This window comes from Enterobacter sp. SORGH_AS_0287 (assembly GCF_031453695.1).
Taxonomy (GTDB): Bacteria; Pseudomonadota; Gammaproteobacteria; order Enterobacterales; family Enterobacteriaceae; genus Enterobacter; species Enterobacter ludwigii.
The window spans coordinates 1,680,244-1,698,034 of the sequence record NZ_JAVIZW010000001.1 but is presented as its reverse complement, the minus strand read 5'-3'; the positions used below and the strand labels follow the sequence as shown (position 1 = coordinate 1,698,034).

Genomic DNA, 17,791 nt, shown 5'->3' with positions numbered 1-17,791 from the left:
TCTCAACTCCCGTAATGACGTGCATGTCGGGCAGGCACAGATCACTTATCGGATATTTCGCCATGTTTCTGTAGAGCACCGGGTATATTTAATTTAAATTTTTGATCGCTAATTCCCGTTAATTAGTGTGGATGCTTTTATTTTGTGCATTCAATCAAATTAGTGTTCGATAATGCTCGTTATCGTTGTGCAGATAGGGGATGCTAATAAATATAAAGACGTTCAGGAGGATGGGATATGTATGGATTTATCGCGAGACAACCCATTTTTAACCTCGATATGAATACCGTGGCCTATGAGCTGCTTTTCAGAGACGGAATGACCAACCGTTTCCCGGATGTGTCGGCGGAATATGCCACGTCCAGAATGATATCAGACCAGTTCTTATCCGTGCCATCTCAGCGCATCGCCGGGGAACATACGTCGTTTATCAATTTTCCTTCCCGGATGATCATCGACCGCAGCGCTGAGGCGCTGGACAAAAACAACGTGGTCATTGAGATCCTTGAAGATGCTGACCCGGGTGAGGCGCTTTTGCAGGCCGTGAGAGAAATGTATGAGCACGGGTACTGCTTTGCGCTCGATGATTTCACTCTCGCACCGGAATGGGATGTTTTTTTGCCCTATATTTCCATCATCAAATTTGATGTCCAGAATTACACCTTAGCGCAAATTAAAAATTACCTGAGTGAGCGTAAAAGCCTGACCGGGCATATTAAATATCTGGCTGAAAAAATTGAGACTAAAGAGGAATTCAAACAATACAGCGATGCCGGATTTTCTCTTTTTCAGGGATATTTTTTCTGTCGTCCGGAGGTGATTAAATATAAACGGCTATCGCAAAATCAGCTTGCAATTTTCCGTCTGCAAATGGAAGTAGGGCGCAATAAACCTGACTTTCGGATCATCGAGGCGTTAATCAAAAGCGATCTCACGCTGTCCTATAAAATCATGCGCTATATGAAGCACACCGCCTTTAAACACATGGGGGCCTGTAATTTCAGCAAGTTAACCCTGAGTGAAGTGCTGAGGTATCTCGGGGAAAATCAGCTCAGAAGGTTTGTGGCCGTTGTAGTGCTGGCAAGTGCAGCCAACGACACCGTCACCGAGCTTTACCCGATGAGTATGATGCGCGGGAAATTCTGTGAACTGATTGCTGAGAAACTGAATGAGCCAATGCTGGCTGAGAATGCGTTCATGTGCGGTCTGTTCTCACTGCTTGATACCCTGCTTGAGCTGCCGATGGCAGAGTTGATGACACAAATTGCTGTCCCGCAGAGCGTGAGTAATGCGTTGTGCCATCAGGAAGGGCAGTTAGCGGATATGGTTCGCCTCTGCCATTACTACGAGCAGCAGCAGTGGGATGAGGCAAGCAGAATAAGTCACGCGCTGGGACTGGCAGAGGAAGACATCGTAGAGGCGATGAGGAAGGCCACGATCTGGGCCGGGGAGAACGCCGTCAGTTAATCGTTCCTCACTCCGCTAAGACGGAGTGAGGAAGAAAGCCTGGCCGCTTACCGGCCCGCTTTTAATTTCTGGTAATACTCTTCATAGATGCGGCTTGCGTCACCGACATCGTTTTGCCACTCGCCTTTACTGATGGTTTGCGCATCCGGATAGAGCGATTTGTCGTTCGCGACGGCCGGGCTGAGCAGCTTACGCGCAGCGAGGTTCGGGGTGGGATAACCAATGGTCTCCGCAACCTGTTTCGCGACGTCCGGGCGCAGCAGGAAGTTAATCAGCTTCAGGGCACCGTCAACGTTCTTCGCGTTTGCAGGAATAGAGAGGCTATCCATCCAGAAGATCCCGCCTTCTTTCGGCCACACTACCTCCAGCGGCGTACCGGCCTGACGGGCAACATACGCGGAGCCGTTCCACACCATGCCCAGATTCACTTCGCCTTCCATATAGGGGTTTGCCGGGTTATCAGAGTTGAATGCCGCCACGTTAGGCATCAGCTTTTTCAGCTCGTTATAGGCCGCTTCAATCTCTTTCGGGTCCGTCGTATTGCCTGAGTAGCCGAGCTTACGCAGCGCTACCTGGAACACTTCGCGCGCGTCGTCGGTTAACAGCAGGCTGCCTTTGTATTCCGGTTTCCACAGATCGGCCCAGCTTGTAACGGTTTTCGGATCGATAGCCTCGCTGTTGACACCAATGGCGGTTGCGCCCCAGATGTAAGGAATGGAGTAGTCGTTATTCGGGTCAAACGGCTTATTGAGCATCTCCGGATCGAGATTGTTGAAGTGAGTGAGCTTCGTTTTATCGATCTTCTGAATCATGCCCTCTTTGCGCATTTTATCGACGAAATAGGTCGACGGGACGACCAGATCGTACGCGCCTTCTTTGTAAGTTTTGAGCTTGGCGTACATGGTTTCATTCGACTCATAGGTAGAATAGATAACCTTGATGCCCGTCTCTTTCGTGAACTGCTCGAGCAGGCCAGGTGGCACATACTCGGTCCAGTTATAGAAATAGAGCGTTTTGCTGTCATCAGCGTGCGCGGCACCCATTCCGAGCACCAGTGCCGCAGCGGCAAGCATTTTTTTCATTTCATTGTCCCCTGAGATTTTGTTTTATCACGAGCAATAACCTGGCTGGCAATCACCAGCACCAGCGAGAACACTAACAGTATGGTCGCCAGCGCGTTCACCTCGGGCGAGACGCCGACTTTCACCATTGAATAGATCTTCAATGGCAGAATTTCATAACTCGGGCCGGTGACGAAGGAGGAGACCACCACATCGTCCATCGACAGGGTAAAACTCAGCAGCCATCCGGCAGCAACGGCGGGCATCGCCAGCGGCAGGATGATTTTGCGCAGGATCGTCATCTCACTGGCACCCAGATCTTTTGCGGCTTCCAGCATGCGTACGTCAAACCCTTTCAGGCGTGCGAAGACGGTGACCACCACAAACGGCAGGCAGAAAGTGATGTGGGAGAACAGCAGTGACCAGAAGCCCAACTGGACGCCCAGCAGCATAAACAGCACCAGCAGCGAAATCGCCATGACGATATCCGGCGACATCATCACCACAAACAGCATCCCGCTGACGAACGGTTTACCCCGGAAGCGATAGCGATAGAGCGCCACGGCGGTAAGCGAACCAATCAGCGTGGCGAAGGTGGCGGAGAAAATCGCCATCGTCAGGGAGTGCTGAGCAGCCTGCAGCAGGCTGTCGTTGTTCATCAGCAGGCTGTACCAGTTGGTAGTGAAACCTTGCCAGTTGATGCCGAAACGCGAGCTGTTAAACGAGTTCACGATCAAAATAATGATCGGAATATAAAGATAGGCATAGATGGCGGTCATAAAACCGCCGCGAAGCAGTCGACCGATCATTCGAGTTCCACCTTTTTATTCAGTAATCGTGAAGCACGCCAGTAGATCAACAGCATCAGGCCCATCACCACCGTGAGCGTAATGCTGGTAGCGGAACCGAACGGCCAGTCGCGAATGTTCAGGAACTGACTCTTAATCACGTTGCCGATAAGCAGGTTTTTCGCGCCGCCCATCAGGTCGGACACGTAGAACAAGCCCATTGCCGGCAGCATTACCAGCAGACAACCTGCAATGATGCCAGGCATGGTCAACGGAATGATAATCCGGATAAAGGTCTGCAGTTTGCTGGCGCCCAGGTCTCTCGCAGCTTCCAGCAGCGGTTTATCCAGCTTCTCAATGCTGGAATAGAGCGGCATCACCATAAAGGGCAGCAGGATATAGACCAGACCCACAATGACCGCACCCGGCGTAAACATGATGCGCACTGGCGTATCAATCACGCCCAGCCACAACAGGAACTCGTTCAGATAGCCTTTGGTGCTGAGGAAAATTTTCAGCCCGTAGATGCGGATCAGGGAGTTGGTCCAGAAAGGCACGATCAGCAAAAAGAGCAGCAGTGGACGCACTTTTTGCGGCAGACGTGCCAGAAACCATGCAAAGGGATAACCCAGCACCAGGCAGGCAACGGTGGCGATCAGCGCCATATTAAGCGAGTGCAACAGCACGTCAAAATAGAGCGGATCGAGCAGACGCGAGTAGTTGTCCAGCGTAAAGACCAGCTTTACGAAGTCAGTATCGTCGCGGGTCAGGAAGCTGGTGGCGATGATCATCAGGTTGGGTAAGAAGACAAACAACACAAGCCAACCGACGATAGTAGCAATCACCACATTCTGGAATTTACTTGTGTTCTTCATCAGCCAGTACAACCTCCCAGCTTTCTACCCAGTTGATAACCATTTTCTGGTCGAGGGAGTGGTCGAAATCAGGGTCGTCCTCATTAAAGAACTCACTGACCATCACCATCTTACCGTTTTCCAGTTCGACGACAGACTCCAGCGTCATCCCTTTATAGTTGCGCTCCCGGATATAGCCAATCAGGCCCTCGGCATCAGTATTGCCGTGGATCTCTTCAACGCGCAGATCCTCCGGGCGCAGCAGGACGTTGAGCTTTTGCCCTTTTTCGACGGCAAAATTCACGGTGATATTGCACTCGCGGCCTTCTACGTTGGCCCGCACGCGCTGTTCGTCCAGGCGTTCAATCACCGTGGCGTTGAAAATGTTGATCTCCCCAATGAAGCTGGCCACGAACAGGTTTTTCGGCTCTTCATAGATTTCACGTGGCGTGCCGTCCTGCTCGATTTTGCCGTCACGCATCACCACGATACGGTCCGACATGGTGAGTGCCTCTTCCTGATCGTGGGTAACGAAGACAAAGGTAATGCCGAGCTTGCGCTGCAGGGCTTTAAGCTCGTTCTGCATCTGCTTGCGCAGTTTATAGTCCAGCGCGGAAAGTGACTCATCCAGCAGGAGCAGACGCGGTTTATTGACCACAGCGCGGGCGATAGCAACGCGCTGCTGCTGGCCGCCGGAAAGCTGGTGTGGCTTACGCTGGGCAAATTCTTCCAGTTGCACCATGCGCAGCGCGTCGGTAACGCGAGCAGGGATCTCGCTGGCCGGGGTTTTTTGCATCCGCAGGCCAAATGCGACGTTCTCGAACACGGTCATGTGCGGAAACAGGGCATAGCTCTGAAAGACGGTATTCACGTGCCGCTCTTCGGCGGGGACCTGGGTGATATCCTGGTTTTCAAGGTGGATGTGACCGCTATCGACGTTTTCCAGTCCGGCGATAAGGCGCAGTACGGTTGTCTTGCCGCAGCCAGAGGGGCCAAGCAGCGTGAGGAACTCACCGTCATTGATGGTCAGGTTGAGCCCGGAAATAACATCTTTACCATCAAAACTTTTACGAATTCGTTCCAGTTGCACCAGCGGTGAACGTGAACGGGATTGTGTATTCAATTTTTGCGCTGTCCCATATAGACGCTCCGGGATGCAGACCGAAGCGGGGTTTGTGTGTAACCACCTTGGTGACTCGTAATGAGGGCGGACATTCTACGGCAAACCACTGTAATCGCCAATCCTTGTCACTGATTCATAAGCTACATTTACTAACGGATACGATATAAACGGAAAATATTCTCGTTTGCGGGATAAAAGTGACCTGACGCAATATTTGCCTTTTGATGCTTATTGATAATGTTGTCACAAAAAGTGAGGGTGACTGCATGGATAAATTACTTGAGCGTTTTTTACAGTACGTTTCGCTGGATACCCAATCTAAACCGGGTGTCCGCCAGGTGCCAAGCACCGAAGGCCAGTGGAAGTTATTAAACCTGCTCAAAGAGCAGCTCGACGCCATGGGGCTGGTTAACGTCACGTTAAGCGAGAAAGGCACTGTGATGGGAACGCTGCCTGCGAATGTCTCCGGTGATATCCCGGCGATTGGCTTTATCTCTCATGTCGACACCTCTCCGGATTTTAGCGGTAAACATGTCAACCCGCAGATTGTTGAAAACTACCGCGGCGGCGACATTGCGCTGGGGATTGGTGACGAAGTACTGTCGCCGGTGATGTTCCCGGTGCTGCACCAGCTGCTCGGTCAGACGCTCATCACCACCGACGGCAAAACGCTGCTGGGTGCCGATGACAAAGCGGGGATTGCCGAGATCATGACGGCGCTGGCGGTGCTGAAAGAGAAAAATATCCCGCACGGGGATATCCGTGTCGCCTTTACGCCGGATGAAGAGGTCGGCAAGGGGGCAAAACACTTCGACGTAGATGCCTTTAACGCAAAGTGGGCCTATACCGTCGACGGTGGCGGCGTAGGGGAACTGGAGTTCGAGAATTTCAACGCCGCGTCCGTGACAATCAAAATCGTCGGAAACAACGTTCATCCTGGCTCCGCCAAAGGGGTCATGGTGAATGCGTTGTCGCTGGCGTCGCGTATTCATGCGGAAGTTCCGCCAGAAGAGAGCCCGGAACAGACCGACGGTTATGAAGGTTTTTATCACCTGACCAGCATTAAAGGCACCGTAGACAGTGCGCAGATGCACTACATCATTCGCGACTTTGGCCGTAAAGCATTTGAAGCGCGTAAACGTAAGATGATGGAGATAGCCAAAAAGGTCGGTAAGGGCCTGCATCCGGATTGCTATATCGAGCTGATTATTGAAGACAGCTACTACAATATGCGCGAGAAAGTGATGGCGCATCCGCATATCCTCGATATCGCGCAGCAGGCAATGCGTGACTGTGATATTGAACCGCTGTTAAAACCGATTCGTGGTGGCACAGACGGTTCGCAGCTGTCGTTCATGGGGCTGCCTTGCCCGAATCTGTTTACCGGTGGCTACAACTATCACGGCAAGCACGAGTTCGTGACGCTGGAAGGAATGGAAAAAGCGGTGAAGGTGATTGTGCGAATTGCGGAGCTGACCGCGGCGCGGTAATGACAAAAAAAAGGCCGGGTCAGGCGAAACCGCCACCCGGCACGCTTTTCTTTACGGTTTAGTCCTCAAAGAACCAGTACCCGCTGTTCACTAGCGCGGCGAGCATCGCGAGGAAAGAGGGATCTTCCAGCGCATCGCCAAAGGTATCGGCCGTTAAGGTCAGGTGGCTGGCAATAGCCTCCAGCGCCGGACGGTGAGGGGAGTCCAGCTTCTCGCCGTTAACGAAAACATCTTCACCGATGCGCAGTACGCGCAACCCGCCCAGACGAACCAGTTTGTCGCCCTGTTGCAGTGCGTCATAAATCTCGTCGGCCTGGTATGGCGGCTCTGGCGGTGCCACATCCAGCTCATGGCGTGACTGGCTGATAAACTCACCAAACCACTGGCTGAAATGCGCCGGTTCATTGATCAAATCCAGCATCATGCCGCGAAGCTTGTCCAGTTCGGCTGGCACAATATCAGCCGGGTGCTCGCGCGCAGGCACATCCGGGTCGCTGTAACGATGGCTGCCCAGTTCACGCTGCAGCACGTAGTCAGCAAAGCCGCTGATCATTTCGCGACCGCTTGGTGCGCGGAATCCGACGGAGTAGTTCAGCGAGTTTTCCAGCGAATACCCTTCGTGCGGGAATCCTGGTGGGATATAGAGAATATCACCCGGCTCCAGCTCTTCATCGATAATCCCTTCAAACGGATCGACCTGAAGCAGGTCCGGATGCGGGCAGTGCTGTTTCATCGGCACTTTGTCGCCCACGCGCCAGCGGCGGCGGCCTGTACCCTGAATGATGAACACGTCGTACTGGTCCAGATGCGGACCAACGCCCCCTCCTGGCACGGAGAAGGAGATCATCAGATCATCCATTCGCCAGTCGGGCAGGGCGCGGAACGGACGCATTAACGCCGCAGTCGGTTCATGCCAGTGGTTAACCGCCTGAACCAGTAATGACCAGTTGTTTTCACCGAGGTCATCGTAGCTTTCGAAAGGACCGTGGCTGACCTGCCATTTCCCGTCCTGGTGGCTTACCAGGCGGCTGTCGACTTCACTCTCCATGGCCAGACCGGCCAGTTCGTCAGGGGAGAGAGGATCGACAAAATTGCTGAACCCGCGTTTAAGAACGACCGGGCGTTTCTGCCAGTAACGTTCAATAAATTCGGGCCAGTTAAGTGTTAAGTGATAATCCATATTTTTTTATTCCGCAGGCTCTTACTGACTCGGATTATAACGGAAGCACAGGAGCCTGGGTGCGAGATCCTCGCATTTTTCACATAACGGGTTAACTATCGTTCGATATGGGCTGCTGGCGACCGAAAATGACCTCCATTCTGGCGCCTCCGAGTAAACTGTCTTCGGTTTCAATTTTTCCGTCGTACTGGTCGACGATTTCGCGTGCCACCGCTAACCCAACCCCCTGGCCGGGGCGTAACGTATCCGCACGCTGACCGCGGTCGAATACCACATCACGTTTATTGCGTGGGATCCCCGGGCCATCATCCTCAACGATAATATGCAATTCGTTATCCGTCTGACGCGCGGAAACTTCCACGAATTCCAGGCAATATTTACAGGCGTTATCCAGCAAATTGCCCATCACTTCCATGAAATCATTTTTTTCACCAACAAAGCTGATTTCGGGAGAGATATCGAGGCTGATATTGACCCCTTTGCGCTGGTAAACCTTGTTGAGCGCGGAGGTGAGGTTATCCAGAAGCGGTGCCACAGGATGCAGTTCGCGGCTCAATAACGCGCTGCCGGAACGCATGCTGGCACGGTGCAGATAGTAACCAATTTGCTGAGAAATACGGCTGATCTGTTCCAGCATCACCGGCTCGGCGTCATCAACGCTCAGCTTTGAGCTGCGCATCGAACGCAGGGTACTTTGCATCACCGCCAGCGGCGTTTTCAGGCTATGCGTGAGGTCGGTGAGGGTGGTGCGATATTTATCATAGCGCTCACGTTCGCTTTTCAGCAGACGGTTGAGGTTACGCACCAGGCTTGTCAGCTCGCGGGTAGTCTCCGGGTTGAGCTTCTCACGATGATGTTCTTCCAGCTCGCGCACCTCTCTCGCCAGCGATTCGATGGGGCGTAAACTCCACCACGCGGCGAGCCACAGCAGCGGGATCACCAGCAGCAGATTCGCGGCCAGAACATAGACGAACCAGTTCCATACCATATAAGAACGTTTAAGTTCGACCGGGATGGTATCGACCACCACGATGGTCAACTGCGGCATGTTCATCGTGGCCGGGTAGAGGTTAATCGCCACGGAGTGCGTCATTTCTGTTTCGGCATCGTCTGCGCGGATCTCATTCAGCTTTTGCTGCAGGGAGCGGTCCTCGCGCAGCAGCGAGCTGGTGGTGTTCAGATCGGCTTCAAGTTCGTGGAAACCATTGGTCTTAAGCCATTCCGGACGAATACTTTTAACCAGCCATGGGATATCGCGTTGTGCCCAAAGTAGTTTTCCCTTTTCGTTATAAATCAGGGCCAGGGTCGGGCTTTGCTGGTTAAGGTTTTCCGGCATTTCGACGGTGATCGTGTTGTTTTCCCATTTCGCCAGGGTATAAAACAGGTTGCTTTCACCACGCAACAGTCGAAAAGTTGTTTTATCAAAACTGACGCTGTAGCCCACCAGAGCCACCATGCCGTAGGAGAGGGATAACACCAGCACGACGGCGGCTGTTGCCAGTAAAAAGCGAACCCGCAGCGAGAGGGGCAGAATATGACGCAAGATCCCTTTCATTTAGCGTATTTCGAACAGATAACCCTGACCACGGACGGTCGTGATCACGTCCTGCGGGTACTCCGCCTGAATTTTCTTGCGCAAACGTCCCATCAACACATCAATCGTGTGGCTCTCACGCAGCTCGGCATCCGGATAAAGCTGAAGCATTAAGGAGTCTTTGCTCACCACTTTGCCGCTGTTGCGGATTAACGTTTCCATGATGGTGTATTCAAACGCGGTCAGCTTAATGACTTCATTATTGATCGAGAATTCACGACGGGAGAGATCAACCTGGAAAGGGGGAATCGAAATCACCTGGGAGGCCAGGCCGCTGTTGCGGCGCAGCAATGCCTGCATGCGTGCCGCCACTTCTTCGATGTGAAACGGCTTGGTAACGTAATCATCCGCACCTGCGCTGAGCACTTCAACCTTGTCCTGCCAGCCTTCACGTGCGGTCAACACCAGAACCGGAAGGGAGACATCATGGCTGCGCCAGCGACGAATCAACGACAAACCGTCTTCATCAGGCAATCCGAGATCGACGATGGCGATGTCCGGCAGGTGCTCATTGAGATAATAATCGGCTTCTTTTGCATCTTCGGCATCGTCCACCTGATGTCCCATCTCCTGAAGCTGAACCTTCAGGTGATGGCGTAGCAATGCGTTATCCTCAACAACCAGTACGCGCATCATCTTTTCTCCCTATATGAATGGTATGAATAGTTTAACGCTGATTATGTTGTTGTGGGGATAAACATTAAGTAAACCGGGGAAAAGCAGCCCCCTTTCCAGGCGGAAAGGGGGAAGAGAGGTTACTTCAGCTCGTCAACCATGGTGATGGCACGGCCGATATAGTTTGCCGGGGTCATCGCTTTCAGGCGGGTTTTCTCGTCTTCCGGCAGTTCAAGACTGTCGATAAACTGTTTCATGCCTTCGGCGTCTACGCGTTTGCCGCGCGTCAGCTCTTTCAGTTTCTCGTACGGTTTTTCAATGCCATAACGACGCATGACGGTCTGAATGGGCTCTGCCAGCACTTCCCAGTTGTGATCCAGCTCGTCCAGCAGACGGTCGCGGTTCACTTCCAGTTTGCTTACACCTTTCAGGGTGGACTGATACGCGATCAGCGCGTATCCAATACCCACGCCCAGGTTACGCAGCACGGTGGAGTCAGTCAGGTCGCGCTGCCAGCGGGAAACCGGCAGTTTGCTCGCCATGTGCTGCAGCACCGCATTCGCCAGGCCCAGGTTGCCTTCGGAGTTTTCGAAGTCGATTGGGTTGACTTTGTGCGGCATGGTTGAGGAGCCAATTTCACCGGCGATGGTCTTCTGTTTGAAGTGGTTCAGCGCGATGTAACCCCACACGTCACGATCGAAATCGATCAGAATGGTGTTGAAGCGAGCGATACAGTCAAACAGTTCCGCGATATAGTCGTGCGGCTCAATCTGGGTGGTGTACGGGTTCCACTGAATGCCCAGAGAGGTCACGAACGCTTCGCTGAACTGATGCCAGTCCACTTCCGGGTAGGCGGCGATGTGGGCGTTGTAGTTACCTACCGCACCGTTGATTTTACCCAGAATCTCGACCTGCTCCAGCTGACGATACTGACGTTCCATACGGTACGCCACGTTTGCCATCTCTTTACCCATCGTGGAGGGAGTGGCCGGCTGACCGTGGGTACGGGACAGCAGCGGAATATCACGATATTCGACAGACAGTGCTTTTACCGCGTCGATGATTTTACGCCAGTAAGGCAGCACCACGTCTTTACGTGCGGTGGAGAGCATCAGTGCATGAGACAGGTTGTTAATGTCTTCTGAGGTGCAGGCGAAGTGAATGAATTCAGACACGGCATGCAGCGCAGGCACGCTTGCCACTTTCTCTTTCAGGAAATACTCAACCGCTTTTACGTCATGGTTGGTGGTGCGCTCAATAGTTTTAATGCGCGCAGCATCTTCTTCGTTGAAGTCAGCAACGATTTTATCGAGGTAATCGTTTGCCTGGGCGTCAAAAGCAGGAACTTCCTTGATTGCTGCCTGGGCGGCCAGCTTTTGCAGCCAGCGTACTTCAACCTGAACACGGAACTTCAGCAAACCATATTCGCTGAAGATCCCGCGCAGCGCGCTGACTTTATCGCCGTAGCGTCCATCTACAGGGGATACGGCGGTCAGTGAGGATAATTCCATAATTCGCAACTCCGGGAGGTTAACAATGAGCAAGAATTTGTTTTGCCTGAGTCGTCAGGCGATTACGAGAAAACATTAACTGCAGGCGGCCACCGCCAACCTGATGCCACAGCACGGCGGCACGAATACCCGCCAGCAGGGAGGCGCGGACTTTTGCCTGAACCTGCGGGCTTTGCAGCACGGCAGGAGAGCCGGTGACCTGAATACGTGGGCCCAGCGGGCTGATGACGTCAACATAAATGCCGGCCATGGCACTGAGCAGCGTTTCGGACTGCAGATCAAAATGGTCGAGCTGGCGCTGCAGCCCGGCAATGCGGTCACCGAGCGTATCAAGCGCACCTTTGGCCGCACTGAGCTTACGCTCCAGTACCATCAGGCTTAACGTGTAGCGGGTCAGCTCCGCGTTCAACCCCTGACGGCTACTGGCGTTAAGCACGCCAAGCAAAGTTTCAAGACCGAGACGAAGATTGGTTTCACTCCCACCGAAGACACCCAGAGTCGAACCGGGGTTGAGGTCGATAACGCTGTTGAGTGAAACGTGCAGCGCGTCAGCATCGCAATGACCCTGATGCGCCAGCTGTTGCACCAGACGGGCAGACTGGCAAATTCCAGCCAGTGCCAGGGTGATGTCATAATAGTTCTTCGCCACACGTTCTCCTTTATGTGTGCAATCGTGTTAAACGGCCGGCAGCGGCAGGCGCTGTTCAATGATCCCGCCGCCCAGACAGATTTCGCCGCTGTAGAATACGGCGGACTGGCCTGGGGTGACCGCCGCAACCGGCTCGTCGAAACGCACATCAATGCGTTCATCATCCAGCGCGGTGACGGTACAAGGGATATCGGTCTGGCGATAGCGTGTTTTTACCGTGCAGCGCAGCGTACCCTTCAGCGGCTCACGATCGACCCAGTGCAGCTGTTGTGCGATGAGGCCGACGGACATCAGACGCGGATGGTCGTGGCCCTGAGCAACAACCAGAATATTGTTTTCGACATCTTTATCTACGACGTACCACGGATCTTCGCTGCCTTCTTTGGTGCCGCCAATACCCAGCCCTTTACGCTGGCCCAGCGTGTGGTACATCAGCCCCTGATGTTGACCAATTTCATCACCGTCGACGGTAACGATTTTGCCCGGCTGTGCCGGCAGGTAACGACCAAGGAAATCGCGGAATTTACGCTCGCCGATAAAACAGATACCGGTAGAGTCTTTTTTCTTAGCAGTGATCAGATCCAGCTCTTCGGCGATTTTACGCACCTGCGGCTTTTCAAGCTCGCCTACCGGGAACAGGCTTTGCGCAATCTGTTCGTGGCTGAGTGTATAAAGGAAGTAGCTTTGATCTTTGTTGCCATCCAGACCGCGCAGCAGCTGGCTTTTGCCATTCACATCGGCACGACGCACGTAGTGCCCGGTCGCAATATAGTCTGCGCCCAGATCTTCTGCGGCGAATTCCAGGAAGGCTTTAAATTTGATCTCTTTGTTGCACAGAATGTCCGGGTTCGGGGTACGACCGGCTTTGTACTCTTCAAGGAAAAGCTCGAAGACGTTGTCCCAGTATTCTGCGGCAAAGTTAACGGTGTGCAGTTCAATGCCCAGCTTATCGCACACCGCCTGCGCATCGGCGAGATCCGCAGCAGCAGTGCAATATTCCTCGCCATCATCTTCCTCCCAGTTCTTCATGAACAGGCCCTCCACCTTATAGCCCTGTTGTTGCAACAGGTAGGCGGAAACGGAGGAATCGACACCGCCGGACATGCCGACGATCACTTTTTTCTGGCTGTTATCTGACATGGAATACTCACGACATTGAACTTCAAGGCGGCGTATTCTATCACGCCCCCCCACCATTGGCACCCTCTGTAAACGGCCAGTTAAATTCTCCAATCACCTCAAGCGGCAGGCGACCAGCAGACTGCCAGCAGCGGATACTCTCGGCAACCAGCGGCGAGCGCAGGTTTGGCGCGTTCAGGATCTCTTCGGCAGTGACCCACAGGCAGCGATCGATATCATCGTCCTGCGGCTCTGTGGCGCACGTTTCGCTAAGCTCGACGGCAAATAAAAAGCGCAGGAACGGGGTGTGATCAGGGGCAATCCACTGGTGCATACGGATGAAGTGCTGCGGCTCCGCGTGGATACCGGTCTCTTCCCACAGTTCGCGTTTAGCGGCCTGCAGTAAGGTTTCATTGGCTTCTAGGTGCCCGGCAGGCTGGTTCCACAGCGCCTTGCCGTTAATACTCTCTTCTACGACCAGAAACTTACCCTGCGCGTGAACCACGCAGGCGACCGTGACATGCGGTTTAAACATAGTGACTCCTTAAGGGGTAACGTCCCGCCATTCACCGTTTGCCAGTGAATCCAGGGTGAAGTTGCCCATGGCGTAGCGAATAAGTCGCAGGGTAGGGAAGCCCACGTGTGCGGTCATCCGGCGAACCTGGCGATTACGGCCTTCATAAAGGGTGATCTTGAGCCAGCTCGTCGGGATGGATTTGCGCTCGCGGATAGGCGGCGTGCGTGGCCACAGCCATTCCGGCTCGCTGACGAGCTCAATACCTGCAGGCAAGGTAGGACCATCGTTTAACGTCACGCCGCGGCGTAATGTCGCCAGCGTCTCATCATCCGGTTCACCTTCAACCTGGACGAAGTAAATCTTTCCCGTGCGTTTGCCCGGCTGAGTGAGCCTGGCCTGTAAGGCACCATCGTTGGTTAAGACCAGAAGTCCTTCGCTATCCCGGTCCAGACGGCCAGCGGCGTAGACGCCCTGAACAGGAATGTAATCCTTCAGCGTGCTGCGTCCGGCTTCGTCAGTAAACTGCGGCAAAACATCGTAGGGTTTATTGAACAAAATCACCCGCTTTGGCTGGGATTCTTGTGGTCTTCTGGCGGCTTGTCGTGAGCTGAATCGCTCAACCCGGTGTTTTGTAAAAGAAGTTTTCTTCATGGTATTTTCAGACGTTATCAATTGCCGCATTATAGCCTATTAACGAAGACCTTTCATGGCGTCGGACAATCAGGTACTATCGAAGGGCTCATTACAATTTATTAACATAAGATCAGTAACAACCAGAAGCGCTCGAAGGAGAGGTTAATGGAAAGCAAAGTAGTTGTTCCGGCGGAAGGTAAAAAGATCACCCTGCAAAACGGCAAGATTAACGTTCCTCACAATCCGATTATCCCGTTCATCGAAGGTGACGGTATCGGTGTAGACGTTACCCCGGCAATGCTGAAAGTGGTTGATGCCGCTGTTGAGAAAGCCTACAAAGGCGAGCGTAAAATTTCCTGGATGGAAATTTACACCGGTGAAAAATCTACTCAAGTTTATGGCCAGGACGTTTGGCTGCCAGCTGAAACGCTGGACCTGATCCGCGACTACCGCGTTGCTATTAAAGGCCCTCTGACAACTCCAGTCGGTGGCGGTATTCGTTCCCTGAACGTTGCGCTGCGTCAGGAGCTGGACCTGTACGTGTGTCTGCGTCCGGTTCGTTACTATCAGGGCACCCCAAGCCCGGTTAAGCACCCTGAACTGACCGACATGGTTATCTTCCGCGAAAACTCAGAAGACATCTACGCGGGCATCGAGTGGAAAGCGGACTCTGCTGACGCAGAGAAAGTGATTAAATTCCTGCGCGAAGAGATGGGCGTGAAGAAAATTCGCTTCCCTGAACATTGCGGTATCGGTATCAAGCCTTGCTCCGAAGAAGGGACTAAACGTCTGGTGCGTGCGGCTATTGAATACGCGATCACCAACGACCGTGACTCTGTGACGCTGGTTCACAAAGGCAACATCATGAAGTTCACCGAAGGCGCATTCAAAGACTGGGGCTACCAGCTGGCGATGGAAGAGTTCGGTGGTGAGCTGATTGACGGTGGTCCATGGCAGAAGATCAAGAACCCGAACACCGGCAAAGAGATCATCATTAAAGATGTGATCGCCGATGCGTTCCTGCAGCAGATCCTGCTGCGTCCTGCTGAATATGACGTTATCGCCTGTATGAACCTGAACGGTGACTACATCTCTGACGCCCTGGCGGCGCAGGTTGGCGGTATTGGTATCGCCCCTGGTGCGAACATCGGTGACGAGTGCGCACTGTTCGAAGCGACCCACGGTACGGCACCAAAATATGCCGGCCAGGATAAAGTGAACCCAGGTTCTATCATCCTGTCTGCAGAAATGATGCTGCGTCATATGGAATGGTTCGAAGCCGCAGACCTGATCGTTAAAGGTATGGAAGGCGCGATTAACGCCAAAACCGTAACGTACGATTTCGAACGTCTGATGGAAGGCGCTAAGCTGCTGAAATGTTCAGAGTTTGGCGACGCGATTATCGCGAACATGTAATCCACTTGCTGGGTTAAACAAGAACGGGAGCCGATGGGTTCCCGTTTTTTATTATTCGATTTCGTACGGTTATCAAAACCCCTCCCTTAAATAGCATTTACCGTCCACGCTCTACCGGGCCATCATGCGCTTTCGCCGTTTGATTCGGCGATGTATGCCCCAAAATTTCTTGAATATCTTAATTCCACATCTCACTAAATTCATTGTTATGGTGTCCGGCCTCAACCGGTGCCGCGCTCATGAATACCTGATCTAACTTATCGGGTGCGACGGTTACGGTGAAACCCTCATTAATTCTGTTGTCAGCATAACTTTCTGGTGTGCGGAATATCACTCGTATTACGGGAGATAGCACAACGTGAATTAGCATCATTTTAAGCAGACGGCTGATATAAATATCCCTGTCGCAGCAAGTTGTCTAATCAAACGGTATTGCTGCGCTGGCACTGTCCGCGGTAGTGGGAAAAGCCAGACAAACTGTACGAAAAAATAAAGCCGGGCAATATCGGTTTTATTGTGTACATAGCAAACACGCATGGTCATTCATTGCCATGTATTTTCCAATCGAGATGTAAGGATATTCTACAAATGAGTACTTTTACTGTAGTACCCGCAAATCAGTCTGCAGATAATAATGCGAAAATGATTTATCAGTGGTTGAGTGGTCTGTCCGAACGACAGGGTAAAAAGCTCATTTCAGGTATTTTTGGTGGCTATAGCAATATCGGCGGCGTCGATGCTTTTTCCTTGCAACAAGGAAAAGACCTGCAGGCCCTGACCGGGAAATTCCCCGCTATTTATAGCGCTGACTATGCCCGTGGCTGGGATGCCTGCACCCCAGGAGAGGAAGCCAGTTTGATCGATTTTGGTTGTAATGCCGATCTGATCGACCACTGGAAAAAAGGCGGACTGGTCGCGATCAGCCACCATTTACCAAACCCTTGTTTTGCGGGGAATAATCCTGGTGATGGAAAGGGGGCTCTCAAGCATCCTGTGAGTAATGATGAATTTTCTGCAATCTTACAGTCTGGAACACCGTCGCGTGGACGCTGGCTGGCAATGCTTGATAAGGTCGCTCAGGGCCTACAGCAACTGAATGAGAAAGGTGTCACCGTCTTTTATCGACCCTTGCATGAGATGAATGGCGAGTGGTTCTGGTGGGGGGCAACCGGTGAGAATACAAACGATACTGTACGTATGGATCTGTATCGACGCCTGTATCAGGATATCTTTAACTATTTCGTTAAAACGAAAGGGTTAAACAATTTACTCTGGGTCTTCTCTCCTGATGCAAACCGGGATTATAAGACATCTTATTACCCTGGCGCAGAGTATGTTGATATTACTGGCCTGGACTTGTATACAGACAATCCTGCCACTGTAAACGGTTACGATGAAATGGTGGCATTGAATAAGCCGTTTGCCTTTGCAGAAGTGGGGCCATCAACAATTAACGGCCAGTTTGATTATGCAAACTTAGTGAGTGTTATTCTTCAGAAATACCCTAAAGCAACCATGTTTATCCCCTGGAACAATGACTGGAGCCCGCTGAAAAACCTGAAAGCCTCTGGTGCATACAATAATGACCGGGTAATAAATCTCGGAGATGTATGGAACGGCAGCGTTCTGAGTTAATGTACGTTCCGGTGTCACGTTGATGCACCATATAAAATGGTTGAAGTCGCTGGCCCGATCGTTAACGCTATAGAAGATGCTAAAATGTTCAGAGTCTGGCGACGCGATCATCGCGAATATGTCATCCAGATTCTGGGTT

The 17,791-nt window shown here is 52.4% G+C and carries 16 protein-coding genes; 4 read left to right on the top strand and 12 right to left on the bottom strand.

The annotated features are described in order from the left end of the window. The first annotated feature begins 237 nt into the window (after window positions 1-237). Complete coding sequence (locus QE396_RS08100) at window positions 238-1,467, top strand: EAL and HDOD domain-containing protein (protein WP_020884653.1); 1,230 nt, start codon at window positions 238-240, stop codon at window positions 1,465-1,467. Between the two features lie 47 nt (window positions 1,468-1,514). Here the strand turns inward: QE396_RS08100 and potD are convergent, their stop codons facing one another. Genes potD through potA form a run of 4 tightly spaced genes read right to left on the bottom strand, consistent with a single transcriptional unit; the run spans window position 1,515 to window position 5,326 of the window. Further along, the gene (potD, locus tag QE396_RS08095; protein WP_014169602.1) at window positions 1,515-2,549 is read right to left on the bottom strand and encodes a spermidine/putrescine ABC transporter substrate-binding protein PotD; all 1,035 of its coding nucleotides are present in this window, start codon (window positions 2,547-2,549) and stop codon (window positions 1,515-1,517) included. Next, window positions 2,546-3,337 (bottom strand): spermidine/putrescine ABC transporter permease PotC, encoded by a 792-nt coding sequence (gene potC / locus QE396_RS08090; RefSeq protein ID WP_014169603.1) that lies wholly within the window; start codon window positions 3,335-3,337, stop codon window positions 2,546-2,548. Before potC ends, potD begins: the two co-directional genes overlap by 4 nt. Further along, window positions 3,334-4,191, bottom strand: a complete 858-nt coding sequence (potB, locus tag QE396_RS08085; RefSeq protein ID WP_020884651.1) for a spermidine/putrescine ABC transporter permease PotB — start codon at window positions 4,189-4,191, stop codon at window positions 3,334-3,336. Before potB ends, potC begins: the two co-directional genes overlap by 4 nt. Continuing rightward, window positions 4,175-5,326 (bottom strand): spermidine/putrescine ABC transporter ATP-binding protein PotA, encoded by a 1,152-nt coding sequence (potA, locus tag QE396_RS08080; RefSeq protein ID WP_171032980.1) that lies wholly within the window; start codon window positions 5,324-5,326, stop codon window positions 4,175-4,177. Before potA ends, potB begins: the two co-directional genes overlap by 17 nt. 233 nt (window positions 5,327-5,559) lie before the next feature. Between potA and pepT the strand changes: the two genes are divergently transcribed. Then, window positions 5,560-6,783, top strand: a complete 1,224-nt coding sequence (gene pepT, locus QE396_RS08075; protein WP_047366429.1) for a peptidase T — start codon at window positions 5,560-5,562, stop codon at window positions 6,781-6,783. A 58-nt stretch (window positions 6,784-6,841) separates the two neighbouring features. Here the strand turns inward: pepT and QE396_RS08070 are convergent, their stop codons facing one another. The 8 genes from QE396_RS08070 to rluE all read right to left on the bottom strand — a co-directional run bounded on the left by QE396_RS08070 (window position 6,842) and on the right by rluE (window position 14,649). Continuing rightward, on the bottom strand, window positions 6,842-7,963 hold the full coding sequence (locus tag QE396_RS08070) for a cupin domain-containing protein (protein WP_020884648.1): 1,122 nt from the start codon (window positions 7,961-7,963) through the stop codon (window positions 6,842-6,844). A 91-nt stretch (window positions 7,964-8,054) separates the two neighbouring features. Next, the gene (gene phoQ / locus QE396_RS08065; RefSeq protein WP_020884647.1) at window positions 8,055-9,518 is read right to left on the bottom strand and encodes a two-component system sensor histidine kinase PhoQ; all 1,464 of its coding nucleotides are present in this window, start codon (window positions 9,516-9,518) and stop codon (window positions 8,055-8,057) included. Continuing rightward, window positions 9,519-10,190 (bottom strand): two-component system response regulator PhoP, encoded by a 672-nt coding sequence (gene phoP, locus QE396_RS08060; RefSeq protein WP_032670531.1) that lies wholly within the window; start codon window positions 10,188-10,190, stop codon window positions 9,519-9,521. A 122-nt stretch (window positions 10,191-10,312) separates the two neighbouring features. Continuing rightward, the gene (gene purB / locus QE396_RS08055; RefSeq protein WP_020884458.1) at window positions 10,313-11,683 is read right to left on the bottom strand and encodes an adenylosuccinate lyase; all 1,371 of its coding nucleotides are present in this window, start codon (window positions 11,681-11,683) and stop codon (window positions 10,313-10,315) included. Between the two features lie 19 nt (window positions 11,684-11,702). Then, the gene (hflD, locus tag QE396_RS08050; RefSeq protein ID WP_014169611.1) at window positions 11,703-12,332 is read right to left on the bottom strand and encodes a high frequency lysogenization protein HflD; all 630 of its coding nucleotides are present in this window, start codon (window positions 12,330-12,332) and stop codon (window positions 11,703-11,705) included. Window positions 12,333-12,359: 27 nt separating this feature from the next. After that, complete coding sequence (gene mnmA, locus QE396_RS08045; RefSeq protein ID WP_032670452.1) at window positions 12,360-13,472, bottom strand: tRNA 2-thiouridine(34) synthase MnmA; 1,113 nt, start codon at window positions 13,470-13,472, stop codon at window positions 12,360-12,362. Between the two features lie 40 nt (window positions 13,473-13,512). Further along, window positions 13,513-13,986, bottom strand: coding sequence for an NUDIX hydrolase (locus QE396_RS08040; RefSeq protein WP_020884456.1), 474 nt, complete (start codon window positions 13,984-13,986; stop codon window positions 13,513-13,515). Between the two features lie 9 nt (window positions 13,987-13,995). After that, window positions 13,996-14,649: a 23S rRNA pseudouridine(2457) synthase RluE gene (rluE, locus tag QE396_RS08035; RefSeq protein ID WP_020884455.1), complete on the bottom strand. Its 654-nt coding sequence runs from the start codon at window positions 14,647-14,649 to the stop codon at window positions 13,996-13,998. Between the two features lie 117 nt (window positions 14,650-14,766). Between rluE and icd the strand changes: the two genes are divergently transcribed. Together icd and QE396_RS08025 are read left to right on the top strand one after the other, a co-directional pair. Next, complete coding sequence (gene icd, locus QE396_RS08030) at window positions 14,767-16,017, top strand: NADP-dependent isocitrate dehydrogenase (protein WP_014169617.1); 1,251 nt, start codon at window positions 14,767-14,769, stop codon at window positions 16,015-16,017. A 588-nt stretch (window positions 16,018-16,605) separates the two neighbouring features. Continuing rightward, window positions 16,606-17,652 carry a glycosyl hydrolase gene (locus QE396_RS08025; protein WP_020884454.1) on the top strand — a complete coding sequence of 349 codons (1,047 nt, stop codon included), beginning with the start codon at window positions 16,606-16,608 and terminating at the stop codon, window positions 17,650-17,652. Window positions 17,653-17,791 lie beyond the last annotated feature (139 nt).